We start from the raw sequence: 13,297 nt of genomic DNA, 5'->3' as shown, positions 1-13,297 counted from the left end.
GGGAACCGGCCCGTGCCGGGCGGCGTCCAAGTGGGTATGCGTCGACTCATCGCCCTGCTGGGCCTGCCCCTGGTGGTCACCGTGGCCGGCTGCGCGCCGGCCGGCTCCGACCCGGCCGGGCCGTCGGCCGGCCCGGACCACCGCTGGGAGGCGTTCCACCAGCGGGCCGCGGAGGTCGCCGAGGACTGGCGCCCCGCACCGGCCTGGCGGAGCGGGTACGTGCCGTTGCAGGACCCGACCGTGCTGGTCGGCGACCCCGGGTTCACCGCCGACACCGAGACCGCCTTCCTGGCCGGCTGGTACCGGGATCAGATCGAGCTGCCGGCCGCCCGCCCCGCCGACGGCACGATCCGGTTCCCCGACGGCACGATGACCGCGCCGCTGCTCAGCGCCGCCGAGGCGTACCGGCAGCTGGACCAGGGCGACCCGCCGCCGTGCGAGGGACGGCCGAAGGCGCCCGGCCCGACGATCGAGCCGGGGCCGGACGGCTCCGTCTCCAGCCCGGTCGCCACCGCCTGCGTCCCGCTCACCGTCACCGCCGTCCGGCTCGGCACCGCCTCGGTCCGGACCAGCCGCGGCGCGGCCGACGTACCGGCCTGGTTGTTCACCGTGGAGGGACTGGCCGCCCCGGTGGCCCGGGTGGCCGTCGCGCCGCAGTCGGTCACCCCGGTGCCCGAGCCGACGGCTCCCGCCCGGCCCGCTCCCGCCGACGTGGTGGGCGCCCAGCACACCGAACGGGTGGACGGCACGCGGCTGACCTACGTGCTCGGGGTGGGCGCCTGCGACACCGGCATCACCCCGCTGGTGCAGGAGCGCGAGGACGTGGTGGTGGTCGGCGGCGGGGTGGTCCGGGCCAGCGGCGTCTGCACCGACCAGTTGAAGCTGGAGCCGGTCACCGTCACCCTCTCCGCGCCGCTCGGCGGCCGGCCGGTGCTCGACGTGCTGACCGGGCGGGTGCTGACCCAGCGGGTCGGCTGACCGGTCAGAGGATCCGGGGCAGCTCGCCGCTGATCGGCGCCGGGAGCACCGTCGGGCCCTCGGCGCGCAGTGCGTCGGCCAGCGCGTCGGACAGGTCGTCCGGCGTGCTGACGACCCTGGTGGCGCAGCCGTACCCCTGGGCGATCGCGGTGATGTCCAGGCCGGGCAGGTCCAGCCCGGGCACGCCGGGGGTGTGCTTCAGCTCGGCGAACGACTTGAGGATGGCGTACTGCTGGTTGACCGGCACCAGCACGACCACCGGCAGGCGCAGCCGGGCGGCGGTCCAGAGCGCCTGCACCGAGTAGTGGAACGAGCCGTCGCCGATCACCGCGACCACCGGCCGGCCGCGACCGGTGTCCCGCTCGGCGAGGGCGATCCCGACCGCCGCCGGCAGGCCGTACCCGAGCCCGCCGCTGGCCATGGTGAAGTACGACGCCGGCCGGACCATCGGCAGCCGGCGGCGCAGCGCGGCAAGGTTGGACGGCGACTCCTGGACCAGCACCCCGTCGGTGGGCCAGCAGGCGGCCAGCGCGGCGAAGAGCGTGTCCGCGTCCGGCGGGTCGGCCGGCTCCGGCGGCGCCACCGCCGGCCGGGGCTCCGGAGCCGGTCGGTCGGCCGCCGGGAGCAGGTCCAGCAGCGCGGCGAGGGTCAGCCCGGCGTCACCGAGCAGGCTGTCGCCGACCGGTGCCCGGGCGGCCTCGTCCGGGTCGTCGGTGACGTGCAGCAGCCGGGCGCCGTCGGGCAGGTGCGTGCCGGGGACGTACGGGTAGTACCGGAACACCGGGGCGCCGACGACCAGCACCGTGTCATGCCCGCGCAGCTTCTCCGCCAGCGGCGCGATGGCGAAGGGCAGCACCCCCCGGTAGTGCGGGTGCCGCTCCGGGAACACGGCCCGCTCCGGCGCCGGTGCGGACCAGACCGGGGCGGCCAGCCGCTCGGCCACCGCCACCGCCAGCGGCCAGGCCGCGGCCCGGTCCACCGCCGCGCCGAGCACCAGCACCGGGGAGCGGCTGGCGGCCAGCAGCGCGGCGAACTCCCGCAGCCGCCGGGGGTCGGGCCCGAACCGGGTCGCCACGGTACGCACCTGGGGCGCCGCATCCGCCGGCTGGTCCCAGTCGTCCAGCGGCAGGGAGAGGAAGACCGGCCCGGCCGGGGGCTGGGCGGCGCTCGCGTACGCCCGCATGAACGCCGCCGGGAGGTCCTGCGCGCGGACCGGCTCGTAGCTCCACTTCACGTACGGCTGGGGCAGCTCGGTCGGTGCCCGGCTGGTCAGTCGGGGCTCCGTCAACAGCATCTCCCGGCTCTGCTGGCCGGCCGAGACGATCAGCGGCGTGCGGTTGTGCCAGGCGGTGACGAGGTTGCCCATGCCGTTGCCGGTGCCCGGCGCGGTGTGCAGGTTGACGTGCGCCGGACGGCCGGTGGCCTGCGCGTACCCGTCGGCCATCGCCACCGCGGACGCCTCGTGCAGGGCGTGCACGTAGCGGAAGTCCGCCGGGAAGTCCCGCAGGAACGGTTGCTCGGTGGAGCCGGGGTTGCCGAAGACGGTGGTCATGCCGAGGGCGCGGAGCAGTTCGTAGGTGGTGTCCCGGACGGTCGCCATCGCCCCCCGCCTCCCTGTCCCGGCGCGTGCCGGCGCCCGTCGGCGCCCACGCCAACAGAGGGTTCCCGACCTGCCGAATCTATCGGTGGCAGGTGGACAAGTCGGGCGCTTTGCCGCTCACCGGGGCGGGTGCACCCGGCCGGGGACGGTCAGGGCAGCGGGAAGGGGGTCTTGATGCCGTCCAGGGCGTGCCCGCACGGGCAGTCCCGGTCGGTCGGCAGCGCGCCCACCGCGTCCAGCAGCACCCCGCGCAGCCGGTCGGTGTTCTCGGCGAAGACCCGGAACACCTCCTCCTGGGTGACCGACTGGCCGGCCTCCACGCCGGCGTCCAGGTCGGTGACGAGCGCGATCGAGGTGTAGCAGAGGGCCAACTCGCGGGCGAGCACCGCCTCCGGGTGGCCGGTCATGTTGACCACCGTGCCGCCCATCGAGGCGTACCAGCGGGACTCGGCGCGGGTGGAGAAGCGCGGACCCTCGACCACCACCACCGTGCCGCCGTCCACCGCCGCCACGTCCCGACCGGCTGCGGCGGCCAGCAGCGTACGCCGGCCGACCGGGCAGTACGGGTCGCCGAACGGCACGTGCACCGCGCCCCGGTCGTAGTAGGTCTGCGCCCGACCGCTGGTCCGGTCGATCAGCTGGTCGGGGACCACGAAGCTGCCCGGGCCCAGCTCCGGCCGCAGACCGCCCACCGCGCACGGGGCGACGACCTGGCGCACCCCGAGCGACCGCAGCGCCCACAGGTTCGCCCGGTACGGGATCAGGTGCGGCGGGTACCGATGGTCGCGGCCGTGCCGGGGGAGGAAGGCCACCGGCCGCCCGCCCACCTCCGCGACGGTGATCGGGTCCGAAGGCGCCCCGTACGGTGTCTCGACCATGTGTTCGGTGGCACCGTCCAGGAGCGCGTAGAGCCCCGACCCGCCGATCACCGCGATGTCCGCCGTCGGACCCATCGACCCTCCCTCGTTCCCGCTCGATCACCCGCCGGTCAGACCTTAGCCACCACCCCGGGCGCAGGCTATGGTGCCAGGCATGGCGGTGACAGCGCGGATGGCCGACGGCAACCGGTTCCACGACCCGGCGCGCGGCTGACGGTGTCCGAGATGCAGGAGGAGGGACGGGCGATCGGCGGTCGAGCCATGGAGTCCATGACCGGGCGACTACTGGTCGCCACCCCGGCCCTCAAGGATCCGAACTTCGATCGCACGGTGGTGCTGCTGGTCGCCCACGAAGCGGGCGGGGCGCTCGGCGTGGTGCTCAACCGGGCGACCGAAGTGCCGGTCGCCGACGTGCTGGGTGACTGGAGCGACCTGGCCCGGCACCCCGCGGTGCTCTTCGAGGGCGGCCCGGTGCAGCCGGACTCGGCGATCTGCCTCGCCCGGATGCGGCACCCGATGCGCCGGCTCAAGGGCTTCCAGCAGATCTCCGGCGCGGTCGGCACCGTCGACCTGTCGGCCGACCCGGAGAAGCTGCGCGACGGCATCGGCGGCATCCGGGTCTTCGCCGGCTACTCGGGGTGGGGTTCGGGTCAGCTGGAGCAGGAGATCGAGGACGGCTCCTGGTTCGTCTTCGACGCGCTGCCGGGGGACGCCTTCGTCGACCGGCCGGACGACCTGTGGCCGATGGTGCTGCGGAGACAGGGCGGAATGATGGCGGCGGTCGCCCACTTCCCGCCCGACGTGGCGCTGAACTAGCCGCGGCGGGGTGGGGACCCCGCGAGATGACCATGCCGGGCGGCGTGTGTATAGTTCTCTGCGTGCCCGGGACACCGGGACGACAGCAAGGGGCCGTGGCGCAGCTGGTAGCGCACCACACTGGCAGTGTGGGGGTCAGGGGTTCGAGTCCCCTCGGCTCCACCCTTGAGACCAGGGCGTTCGTCAGAGATGACGGACGCCCTTGTCGTTCCTGGCGGCGGGAGGACGGGGATGCAGGTCACGGTACGTGAGGCGACGGCGGCCGATGCTGCGGCGTTAGGCGGCCTCAGGTGGCCGGCTGACCGAGGAACGCGGCTATACCGGGACAGACCGCGCCGCCTTCATGGAGCTGTTCTCCGCTTGGGTCACCGACCATCTCTCGACCCTGGAGCACGTGACCGTCCACTCCAGCGAACGCGCAGTGCCCTTCTACCAGCGGGTGGGCTTCCAGCACGACCAGCGCTGGCTCCGCTGGCAACCGGAGTGAAGCTGCTTCGCCACTGACGCACGTGATCATGTCGAACATGTAATGGGACGGGACCGTCACGCATGTCCCGTGACGGACACGGCCGGCTGCCGGCAATGTCGGGGTCTCAGGACGTCCGTGACAGATCTGTCTCGGGATCTGGGTGACATTTCCGGCTATCCGGGTGGTGACGGCGGCTCCATTGGGAAGCCGACGGTCTGGCCGCCTAGACGAGGTGTCGTGACAAGGCGTTCGCCCGCTCCGCTGTGACGACGCGGGGCGGGCGGAAGTGCGCGAGGGGTCGCGTCTCAGACGGTGAGGAGCACCTTGATGGCGCGCCGCTCGTCCATTGCCTTGTAGCCCTCCGCGGCCTGGTCGAGCGGCAGGGCGAGGTCGAAGACCTTGCCGGGGTCGATCTTGCGGTCCCAGATCAGCTGGATCAGGTCGGGTAGGAACCGGCGTACCGGGGCGGGCCCGCCGTGCAGATGAATTTCGGCGAAGAAAAGCTCCAGGCCAAGCAGCTCGACCCCGTGGGTAACGCCGACGAAGCCGAGGTGCCCGCCGGGGCGGGTGGACCGGATGGCCTGCATCATCGACTCCTGCGTGCCGACCGCCTCGATCACACTGTGCGCACCCAGTCCGTTCGTGAGCTCCTTGATCTTCGCCACGCCCTCGTCGCCGCGCTCTTCCACGATGTCGGTCGCGCCGTAGAACCGAGCCAGCTCCTGCCGCTCAGGATGGCGGGACATGGCGATGATCCGTTCCGCGCCCAGCTGCTTGGCAGCGAGGACGGCCATCAGGCCAACAGCGCCGTCACCGACGACCGCGACTGTCTTGCCGGGGCCGGCCTCGGCGGCGACGGCACCGAACCAGCCGGTGCCGAGCACGTCGGACGCGGCCAGCAGCGACGGGATCAGCTCCGGGTCCGGCTGCCCCGGCGTAGAAACCAGCGTGCCATCCGCCAGCGGAATACGGGCCTTCTGGGACTGGGTGCCGATCGTCGACACGAAGGTGCCGTGCACGCACTTGGACTGGTAGCCGGACCGGCAGATCTCGCACGTGTTGTCGGAGATGACGAACGACCCGACAACGAAGTCGCCGACCTTGAGGTTCTTCACCTCGGAGCCGATCTCCTCGACGACACCCACGTACTCGTGGCCCATGACCTGATCGTTGACGGCCTCGATACCCCGGTACGGCCACAGGTCGGACCCGCAGATACAGGTCGCGGTCACCCGGATGACCGCGTCCGTGGGCTCGATGATCTTTGGGTCCTCACGCTCCTCGACGCGGACGTCGCCGGGGGCGTACATGACTACTTGACGCATCGGGTGTTTCTCCTTGCTCTGTACGTAGCGCCCACAGCGCGCTCTCCGTCGCAGCAGCGGCCTGCACGAGCTGGGTGGGCGCGGCACGTTGGCCGCGACGAGGAGCGCCTTGACAGCGCGCGTGCCGAGCCGTCCACACAGGTGGGCCGGGGCCCGGACGTGGCCGAGGCGATGCCGCTCCGGCATCGCCGGGACCGGCGGACCGTCAGCGGTTGGTCTTGCGGGCCGTGCGCCGGTTGCCGAAGGTCTCCATGGTGGTGGCCTTCTTCGCCGGCGCCCGGGTGGCCGTGGTCGTCCGCGCGCGGGCAGCCGCGGCCTTCTTCGCCGGCGCCTTCTTCGTCGCCGCCCTCGTCCCGGGCGCCGCCTTCTTGGCGGGGGCTGCCTTCTTGGCGGCGGGCGCCTTCTTGGCGGCGGCCGCCTTGGCGGTCGGGGTGCGGGTCGGGGCGGCCGTCGCGGAGGTCGCCTTCTTCCGGGCCACCCGCGCCGTCGTCGGGGTGGGCTTCTCGCCTGGGGATTTGGCCAGGCTCGCCCCGGTGGCCCGCTTCGTGGCGGCCGCGACCTTCTTCGCCGCCGCCTTGCGGTTCATCGGGGCCTTGCTGGCCCCGGTGGCCTTCCGGGCGCTGGTGGGCCTGGCGGCGGCCCCGGTCGTGCTCCGTCGAGCGTCGGCCATCGTCGCTCCTCCTCGGAATGTCCTGCCGAGGCCCGCACCGACGATGCCGCTGACGGGACGGACCGGTCCAGCCGGGTCGAGCCGACCGGCCCGCTCGGCGCCGGTGTCTTCCCTCACCCCCGGCAGCCAAACTCTCCCTACGGCGGGGACCCGCTCGGCCTACCGACCGGGGCTTTCCCGCCACGGTCGGAGCCCCGCAGGCATGGCCTAGCGGGCAATGTGCAGGCCGTCGTTGATGCCCCCGCGGGCGTCGAGGTAGCCGCTGATCCGGTCCATGGCGGCCCGGTACGTCTCTCGCCGCCGGTCGACCGCCGGGAGCCGGGCGAGGTCGAGGACCCGGATGGTGGGCTTCAGGGAGAGCCAGATGGGGATCGCCTCCGCCCGGGTGGCGGTCCATCGGCGGTCCGCCTGCTCGGTGAAGGTGAACTTGGCCAGGACGCCTTCACGGTTGGCGTCCTTGGGAAAGTCGTGCCGGGCGAGGGTGTTGCCGACACCGTAGGCGATCCACTTGCCGCCGACCTTCTCGAAGGGCTGCACGACGTGGGCGTGGTGTCCGATGATCAGGTCGATGTCCGGATCGGTGATCAACTCGTTGGCCCAGCGCAACTGGTCCTCGTCGGGGGTGTGTTCCATCTCGGTGCCCCAGTGGGCGGACAGGACGATGATCTGCGCGCCGGCCTTGCGGGTCGCTGCGGCGGCCCGCTTGATGGCGGGCACGTCGATGCGGTTGGCCAGCCACGGTTTTCCCGGTGGCGGCGGGTGGCCGTTGAAGTGCGCAGCCCAGGACAGGTGGCCGATCTTGACGCCCTTCACCTGGTAGATGGTGGGGGTGGCCTGTGCGGCGCTGCTGCGGAAGGTGCCGGTGTGCTTCAGCCCGGCGGCGTCGAGCGCGTCGAGGTTGGCGTAGACGCCCTGCTCGCCCTGGTCGAAGGAGTGGTTGCTGGCCGTCGAACAGGTGTCGTAGCCGGCGGTCCTGATGGCCGGTCCCAGGTCGGTGGGGGCGCGGAACCGGGGAAAGTCCGCCGGCGCACCGGGACCCATTGGCGCCTCCAGGTGGCAGATGGCCAGGTCGGCGGACTCGACCGCGGGCCGGATGGGGGCGAACATCGGGTCGAAGTCGTAACCGGGCCGACCGGCCTTGACGGCGTCGGCGCCGGCCTGCTGCCAGGTGGGTGGGTGCACCAGGATGTCGCCGGAGCCCAGGATGGTGACCTGCCGAGCCCTCGCCGGGGCCGCCGACGCGGAGGCGGGCAACCCGTCGTGGATCACTTCCGCACGGGCTGCGCCGACCCCGGGGGGCGGGGCCACCAGCGCGGCGACGAGCAGCATGCGGATGACGGGAAGGCGCACGCCGGGCTCTTCCCGATCAGCGGCGAATGATGCCGCACCGCCGCTGACGGAGGTGCCCGCCGGCCGACAGGGCCCGGTCGGCACGCCTCGTCACCGGATACCAGGTTGTCGGCTCCCCACATCTGCGGCATCCTCCCCGCATGATCGAGACGCGGGTGCTCAGCGAGGCCGACTGGAAGATGTGGCGGGAGCTGCGGCTCGCCGCGCTGGCGGAGGCGGCGTACGCGTTCGGTTCCCAGCTGGCGGACTGGCAGGGCGAGGGCGACCGCGAGGAACGCTGGCGCGGCCGGCTGGCCATCCCCGGCTCGTACAACATCATCGCGATGCTCGACGGGCAGCCCGCCGGGATGGCCAGCGGCGTGCCGACCGATCAGGACGGCGTCGTCGAGCTGATCTCGATGTATGTGGCGCCGGTGGGGCGTGGCCGGAGCGTGGGCGACCATCTCGTCCGGGCGGTCGAGCAGTGGGCTCGGCTGGTGGGCGCGGAGACACTGCGCCTGGCCGTGGTGGAGGGCAACCGGAACGCCTGGGCGCTCTACCAGCGCAACGGCTTCCGTGACACGGGTGAGCTGGGCGATCTGATGCCCGACGGGGTGCGTCGGGAGCACATCATGGCCAAGATTCTCGTGGCCTGACCGTCGGCATCCCGGGGCTGGCTGGTCCAGCCAGATGTTCACCCTGCGGTCTTGCGGGCGGTGCGCCGGTTGCCGAAGGACTCCATGGTGGTGGCCTTCGCCGCCGCCTTCTTCGCCGCCGCCTTCCGGCTCGTCGGGGCCTTGCTGGCCCCGGGTCGAGCCGACCGGCCGGCTCGGCGCCGGTGTCTTTCCCCACCCCCGGATCCAAACTCTCCCTACGGCGGGTACGCCTTCAGGGCGGCCCTGAACGACCCGCGAGCGTCGAGCTATCGCCGATGAGTGAGCAGGTGGTCGAGGGTGACCGCCGCGTTGATGAGGGAGAGGTGGCTGAACGCCTGCGGGTAGTTGCCGACCTGGTCGCCGCTGGGGGCGATCTCCTCCGAGTAGAGGCCGAGGTGGTTGCTGAAGGTGAGCATCTTCTCGAAGATCAGCCGTGCCTCGTCGAGGCGTCCGGCGGTGGCGAGGGCTTCGACGTACCAGAAGGTGCACATGTTGAAGGTGCCCTCGTTGCCGGGGAGCCCGTCGGGCGAGGCGGTGGGGTCGTATCGGTAGACGAGGCTGTCCGAGACGAGGTCCTGACCGATGGCGCGCAGGGTGGACTGCCACGCCGGGTCCGTGGGCGTTACGAAACCGACCACCGGCATGATGAGCAGCGCGGCGTCGAGGACGCTCTCCCCGTAGCTCTGCACGAAGGAGCGGCGGCCGGGATCATAGCCACGCTCCATGATCTGGCTGTAGATGGCGTTGCGCTGGTCGGTCCACCGGTCGGTGTTGCCGGGCCGGCCGAGGCGGGCGGCGAGGCGGATCGCCCGGTCGAAGGCGACCCAGGACATGAGCCGACTGTAGGTGTAGTCGCGGGGATGGTGGCGGCTCTCCCAGACGCCGGCGTCGGGCTGGTCCCAGTTGTCGCAGAGCCAGTCGATGAGTCGGACTGTGCTCTGCCAGACCCGGTGGGAGGCGTCGAGGCCCTGGCCGCCAGCCAGATGGATGGCGAACATGGCCTCGCCGTGGATGTCGAGCTGCAGCTGGTCGGCCGCGCCGTTGCCGATTCGGACCGGCCCGGAACCGCGGTACCCCTCGAAGTGGTCGAGAGTCTCCTCGGTCAGGTCGGACGACCCGTCCACCCGGTACATGATCTTCAGGGGTGCGGCGTTGTCGCCGGCCTCGCGCACCCGGTCGTCGAGCCATTCGGCGTACTGCTGGGCTTCCTCGGTGAACCCGAGGCTCAGCAGCGCGTGCATGGAGAACGACGTGTCCCGGATCCAGGTGTAGCGGTAGTCCCAGTTGCGGTTGCCGCCGATCTCCTCGGGCAGCGCGACGGTCGGCGCGGCGATCATCGCGCCGGTCGGGGCGTACGTCATGAGCTTCAGCATGATCGCGGACCGTTCCACCATCTCCCGCCACCGCCCGTGGTACCGGGACCGGTCCAGCCAGCGGCGCCAGTAGTCGCGCGTCTGCTCCAACATGTGCTGGACTTCCTCGAACGGCATGACGTGCGGCTCTGCCGGGGAGGCGGTGTCCATGACGATCGCGCCGGTGTCACCCTCGTGCAGAGTGGTGAACGCCAGCAGGTCCCCGTCCTCGTTGTGGATCTGCTCCTGGGGAACCAACCGGCCGCGCGGACGTGACGTGTGCAGCGTCAGGGTTGCCGACGCACTGCGAAAGACGCTTCCGCCGGGACGTAGGTCCAGCTCATGTGGATCGCGGCCATAGTTGAAGCGGGGGCGAACCGCCATCCGGAACCGCATGCTGCCCCGGACCATGTTGATGATCCGGACGAGGCGGTGCCGGTCGGTGGGCTGCTTGCCCGTGACCGGCATGAAGTCGATGACTTCTCCCACGCCGTCGGCGCTGATGAAGCGGGTGATCAGAATCGGCGTGCCGGGCAGGTAGAGCTGCTTGGACAGGTACCGGACGCCGTCGGGGGAGATGCGAAAGTACCCGCCACGATGCCGGTCGAGGAGACCGGCGAAGATGCTCGGCGAGTCGAAGCGCGGGGCGCAGAACCAGGTCACCGTGCCGTCGCGAGCCACCAGTGCGGCCGTCTGCAGGTCACCGATGATCCCGTGGTCCTCGATGGCTGGGTATTCCTCCACGCCGACCCCTTCTCCGCTGTGCCGTCGGAGGGTGAAACGGGCATGCCGGCGAAAGGTGATGTTGGAACTGGAGGGCCACCCGGGAGGTGCCGACACGACCTGTCCCGCGATGGGCGGTGGGGCGCGTCGTGGCCGGCTAGTCCAGCCAGATGTTCACCACACCGGCCGCGCCGATCAGGCAGCCGAGGACCAGGAACGCGATTCCGCCCCGGCGCTCCTCCTGCCGAGAAGGGTTCGACCGCTGAGCGGCGCGCCACAGCAGGAACCCGCCGATCGCGACGAGGGCCAGGCCCAGGATCGGCACCTGGCTCGGCGACAGGGCGTTCACCGCCTGCGGTGGCAGGTCGGTCGGGGACGAATACGCGGGAAGGCAAAGCACGCGGCCAGGCTACTCAGCCGGCGCCAGCACCACCGCCCGTCGAACCTTTGGCGGCTCCCGCCCGTACCAGTGCTCGGGAGGTCCATCATGACCGTACGCCGAGTGCTCGCCGTCCTCGCGGCCGTCGCCGCGAGCGTCCTGCCGACCGCGACCCCCGCCGCCGCGCACGGCGCGCCCACCAGCCCGCTGAGCCGGTCCGCGGCCTGCGGCCCCGAAGGCCCGCACGCCGCGACGCCGGCCTGCCGGGCCGCCGTCCGGGCCGGAGCGGCGGTACGCGAGTGGGACAACATCCGGGTCTTCGGCGTCAACGGCAAGGACCGGGACCGGATCCCGGACGGAGAGCTGTGCAGCGGCGGGCTGTCGGCGTACCGGGGGTTGGACCTGCCGCGCACCGACTGGCCGGCGACGGAGCTGACCGCCGGGGCGAAGTTCACCTTCCGCTACCGGGGGACCATCCCGCACAAGGGCACGTTCCGGCTCTACGCCACGCGCCCCGGCTACGACCCGCAGAGCAGGCTGACCTGGGCGGACCTCTCGCCGCGTCCGTTCCTGACGATGATCGATCCGCCGCTGCGCAGCGGCTCGTACCAGCTGGCGGGCCGGCTGCCGGCCGGGCTGACGGGGCGGCACCTGATCTACACCGTGTGGCAGAACTCCGACACCCCGGACAGCTACTACTCCTGCTCCGACGTGGTGTTCCGCACGCCCGGCGGGGCCACGCCCACCGCAGCGGCCAGCCCGGCCGGCCCGGCCGTCGCGCCGCGCGCCGCCAGCACCGCCGTGCCCGGGTTGACCGCGGCGCCGGTGGCGGGCGATCCGGGCGTACCCGTGGCGTCGGTGACCCGCCTCGGCGGTGACAGCCTCCGGCTGGTGGTCGGCGCGGCGGCGGCGGTCACCGTGCTGCTCGCCGCGATGGTCGCCATGCGGCTGCGCCGGGCCGGCACCGTCCCGCCCGGCCGCGCCTGCGAGGTGCGCAACCACCGCGCCGGCCGCCGCCGGATCTGGTGACCCGCGCCCCGGCCGCGCCCACCAGCGGTGGACGGCGGCCGGGACGCCTCGGCGGCTCAGCCGAGCAGGCCGTCGATCTCGGCCAGCTCCTCGGCGGTGAAGTCGAGGTTCTCCACCGCGGCGACGTTCCCCTCCAACTGGGCCACGCTGCTCGCGCCGATGATCAGGCTGGTCATCCGTGGGTCGCGCAGCGCCCAGGCGAGGGCGAGCTGGGCGAGGGTCTGCCCCCGCCGCTCGGCCACCCGGCCCAGGCCGCGGATGGTGGCCAGCTTCTCCTCGGTCAGGTCGCTCTCGTTGAGGAAGACGCTGGTGCGCACCCGCGAGTCCTCGGGGATGCCGGCGAGGTAGCGGTCGGTGAGCAGGCCCTGAGCCAGCGGGCTGTACGCGATGCAGCCCGCGCCGACCTCCGCCAGCGTGTCGAGCAGGCCGTCGTCCTCGGTCCACCGGTTCAACATCGAGTACGACGGCTGGTTGATCAGCAGCGGCGTGCCCAGGTCACGCAGGATCGCCGCCGCCCGGGCGGTCTGCTCGGAGTCGTAGTTGGAGATGCCGACGTAGAGCGCCTTGCCGGAGCGGACGACGGCGTCGAGCGCGCCCATCGTCTCCTCCAGCGGGGTGTCCGGGTCGAACCGGTGCGAGTAGAAGATGTCGACGTAGTCCAGCCCCATCCGGCGCAGCGACTGGTCCAGCGAGGAGACCAGGTACTTGCGGGAGCCCCACTCGCCGTACGGGCCGGGCCACATCAGGTAGCCGGCCTTGGTGGAGACGACCAGCTCGTCCCGGTAGGGCTTGAGGTCGGTCGCCAGCAGCCGGCCGAAGGCCTCCTCCGCCGCGCCGGGCGGCGGGCCGTAGTTGTTGGCCAGGTCGAAGTGGGTGACCCCGAGGTCGAACGCGCGTCGGACGATGTCCCGCTGCCGCTCGAAGGGCCGGTCCGGCCCGAAGTTGTGCCACAGGCCGAGCGAGACGGCGGGCAGCCGCAGCCCGCTGCGTCCGGTCCGTCGGTAGGTCATCGAGTCGTAACGCTGATCAGCGGCGAGGTAGGTCACGACGCCGACCCTATCCGGCGTCCCGGAACGGGCGTGCCGTCCCGGTG

Annotated in this window: 13 protein-coding genes and 1 tRNA gene; 6 read left to right on the top strand and 8 right to left on the bottom strand. The window is 72.3% G+C overall.

All coding sequences use genetic code 11. From position 1 onward, the window contains the following. Positions 1 to 36: 36 nt before the first annotated feature. Positions 37 to 978: a hypothetical protein gene (locus FHX75_RS11515; RefSeq protein ID WP_154939242.1), complete on the top strand. Its 942-nt coding sequence runs from the start codon at positions 37 to 39 to the stop codon at positions 976 to 978. A 4-nt stretch (positions 979 to 982) separates the two neighbouring features. On the opposite strand, the gene mdlC is transcribed toward FHX75_RS11515, so the two are convergent. Further along, positions 983 to 2,578 carry a benzoylformate decarboxylase gene (gene mdlC, locus FHX75_RS11510; RefSeq protein WP_154939240.1) on the bottom strand — a complete coding sequence of 532 codons (1,596 nt, stop codon included), beginning with the start codon at positions 2,576 to 2,578 and terminating at the stop codon, positions 983 to 985. A 149-nt stretch (positions 2,579 to 2,727) separates the two neighbouring features. Further along, positions 2,728 to 3,531 carry an S-methyl-5'-thioadenosine phosphorylase gene (locus FHX75_RS11505; protein ID WP_154939238.1) on the bottom strand — a complete coding sequence of 268 codons (804 nt, stop codon included), beginning with the start codon at positions 3,529 to 3,531 and terminating at the stop codon, positions 2,728 to 2,730. A 150-nt stretch (positions 3,532 to 3,681) separates the two neighbouring features. On the opposite strand from FHX75_RS11505, the gene FHX75_RS11500 reads away from it, so the two are divergent. The 3 genes from FHX75_RS11500 to FHX75_RS11490 all read left to right on the top strand — a co-directional run bounded on the left by FHX75_RS11500 (position 3,682) and on the right by FHX75_RS11490 (position 4,759). After that, positions 3,682 to 4,272: a YqgE/AlgH family protein gene (locus FHX75_RS11500; protein WP_154939236.1), complete on the top strand. Its 591-nt coding sequence runs from the start codon at positions 3,682 to 3,684 to the stop codon at positions 4,270 to 4,272. An 89-nt stretch (positions 4,273 to 4,361) separates the two neighbouring features. Further along, positions 4,362 to 4,434 (top strand) — tRNA-Ala (locus tag FHX75_RS11495). Positions 4,435 to 4,615: 181 nt separating this feature from the next. Further along, a complete protein-coding gene (locus FHX75_RS11490) occupies positions 4,616 to 4,759 on the top strand; it encodes a GNAT family N-acetyltransferase (protein WP_154939234.1) in 144 nt (47 codons plus the stop codon). A 287-nt stretch (positions 4,760 to 5,046) separates the two neighbouring features. Here the strand turns inward: FHX75_RS11490 and FHX75_RS11485 are convergent, their stop codons facing one another. The 3 genes from FHX75_RS11485 to FHX75_RS11475 form a co-directional block, all read right to left on the bottom strand. Beyond that, positions 5,047 to 6,252 carry a zinc-dependent alcohol dehydrogenase family protein gene (locus tag FHX75_RS11485; protein ID WP_246157964.1) on the bottom strand — a complete coding sequence of 402 codons (1,206 nt, stop codon included), beginning with the start codon at positions 6,250 to 6,252 and terminating at the stop codon, positions 5,047 to 5,049. 19 nt (positions 6,253 to 6,271) lie between these two features. Continuing rightward, entirely contained in the window at positions 6,272 to 6,736 is a 465-nt protein-coding gene (locus FHX75_RS31225; protein ID WP_211364452.1) for a hypothetical protein, read from the bottom strand. A gap of 207 nt (positions 6,737 to 6,943) precedes the next feature. Beyond that, positions 6,944 to 8,086: a CapA family protein gene (locus tag FHX75_RS11475; RefSeq protein ID WP_246157963.1), complete on the bottom strand. Its 1,143-nt coding sequence runs from the start codon at positions 8,084 to 8,086 to the stop codon at positions 6,944 to 6,946. A 140-nt stretch (positions 8,087 to 8,226) separates the two neighbouring features. On the opposite strand from FHX75_RS11475, the gene FHX75_RS11470 reads away from it, so the two are divergent. Further along, positions 8,227 to 8,721 (top strand): GNAT family N-acetyltransferase, encoded by a 495-nt coding sequence (locus FHX75_RS11470; protein ID WP_154939232.1) that lies wholly within the window; start codon positions 8,227 to 8,229, stop codon positions 8,719 to 8,721. Between the two features lie 266 nt (positions 8,722 to 8,987). Here FHX75_RS11470 and FHX75_RS11465 read toward each other — a convergent pair whose 3' ends face one another. Next, complete coding sequence (locus tag FHX75_RS11465; protein WP_154939230.1) at positions 8,988 to 10,817, bottom strand: glycoside hydrolase family 15 protein; 1,830 nt, start codon at positions 10,815 to 10,817, stop codon at positions 8,988 to 8,990. A 136-nt stretch (positions 10,818 to 10,953) separates the two neighbouring features. Further along, a complete protein-coding gene (locus FHX75_RS11460; RefSeq protein WP_154939228.1) occupies positions 10,954 to 11,196 on the bottom strand; it encodes a hypothetical protein in 243 nt (80 codons plus the stop codon). An 87-nt stretch (positions 11,197 to 11,283) separates the two neighbouring features. Between FHX75_RS11460 and FHX75_RS11455 the strand changes: the two genes are divergently transcribed. After that, positions 11,284 to 12,204: a lytic polysaccharide monooxygenase auxiliary activity family 9 protein gene (locus FHX75_RS11455; RefSeq protein WP_154939226.1), complete on the top strand. Its 921-nt coding sequence runs from the start codon at positions 11,284 to 11,286 to the stop codon at positions 12,202 to 12,204. 56 nt (positions 12,205 to 12,260) lie between these two features. On the opposite strand, the gene mgrA is transcribed toward FHX75_RS11455, so the two are convergent. After that, on the bottom strand, positions 12,261 to 13,250 hold the full coding sequence (gene mgrA, locus FHX75_RS11450; RefSeq protein WP_154939224.1) for an L-glyceraldehyde 3-phosphate reductase: 990 nt from the start codon (positions 13,248 to 13,250) through the stop codon (positions 12,261 to 12,263). Positions 13,251 to 13,297 lie beyond the last annotated feature (47 nt).

Source organism: Micromonospora palomenae (genome assembly GCF_007829925.1).
GTDB lineage: Bacteria > Actinomycetota > Actinomycetes > Mycobacteriales > Micromonosporaceae > Micromonospora > Micromonospora purpureochromogenes.
This window is presented reverse-complemented; position numbering and strand designations above follow the sequence as displayed.

Coding starts and splice junctions, on each gene's coding strand:
- FHX75_RS11515 (WP_154939242.1), top strand. CDS start 37: ATGCGTCGACTCATCGCCCTGCTGGGCCTGCCCCTGGTGGTCACCGTG.
- mdlC (WP_154939240.1), bottom strand. CDS start 2,578: ATGGCGACCGTCCGGGACACCACCTACGAACTGCTCCGCGCCCTCGGC.
- FHX75_RS11505 (WP_154939238.1), bottom strand. CDS start 3,531: ATGGGTCCGACGGCGGACATCGCGGTGATCGGCGGGTCGGGGCTCTAC.
- FHX75_RS11500 (WP_154939236.1), top strand. CDS start 3,682: ATGCAGGAGGAGGGACGGGCGATCGGCGGTCGAGCCATGGAGTCCATG.
- FHX75_RS11490 (WP_154939234.1), top strand. CDS start 4,616: ATGGAGCTGTTCTCCGCTTGGGTCACCGACCATCTCTCGACCCTGGAG.
- FHX75_RS11485 (WP_246157964.1), bottom strand. CDS start 6,252: ATGCCGGAGCGGCATCGCCTCGGCCACGTCCGGGCCCCGGCCCACCTG.
- FHX75_RS31225 (WP_211364452.1), bottom strand. CDS start 6,736: ATGGCCGACGCTCGACGGAGCACGACCGGGGCCGCCGCCAGGCCCACC.
- FHX75_RS11470 (WP_154939232.1), top strand. CDS start 8,227: ATGATCGAGACGCGGGTGCTCAGCGAGGCCGACTGGAAGATGTGGCGG.
- FHX75_RS11455 (WP_154939226.1), top strand. CDS start 11,284: ATGACCGTACGCCGAGTGCTCGCCGTCCTCGCGGCCGTCGCCGCGAGC.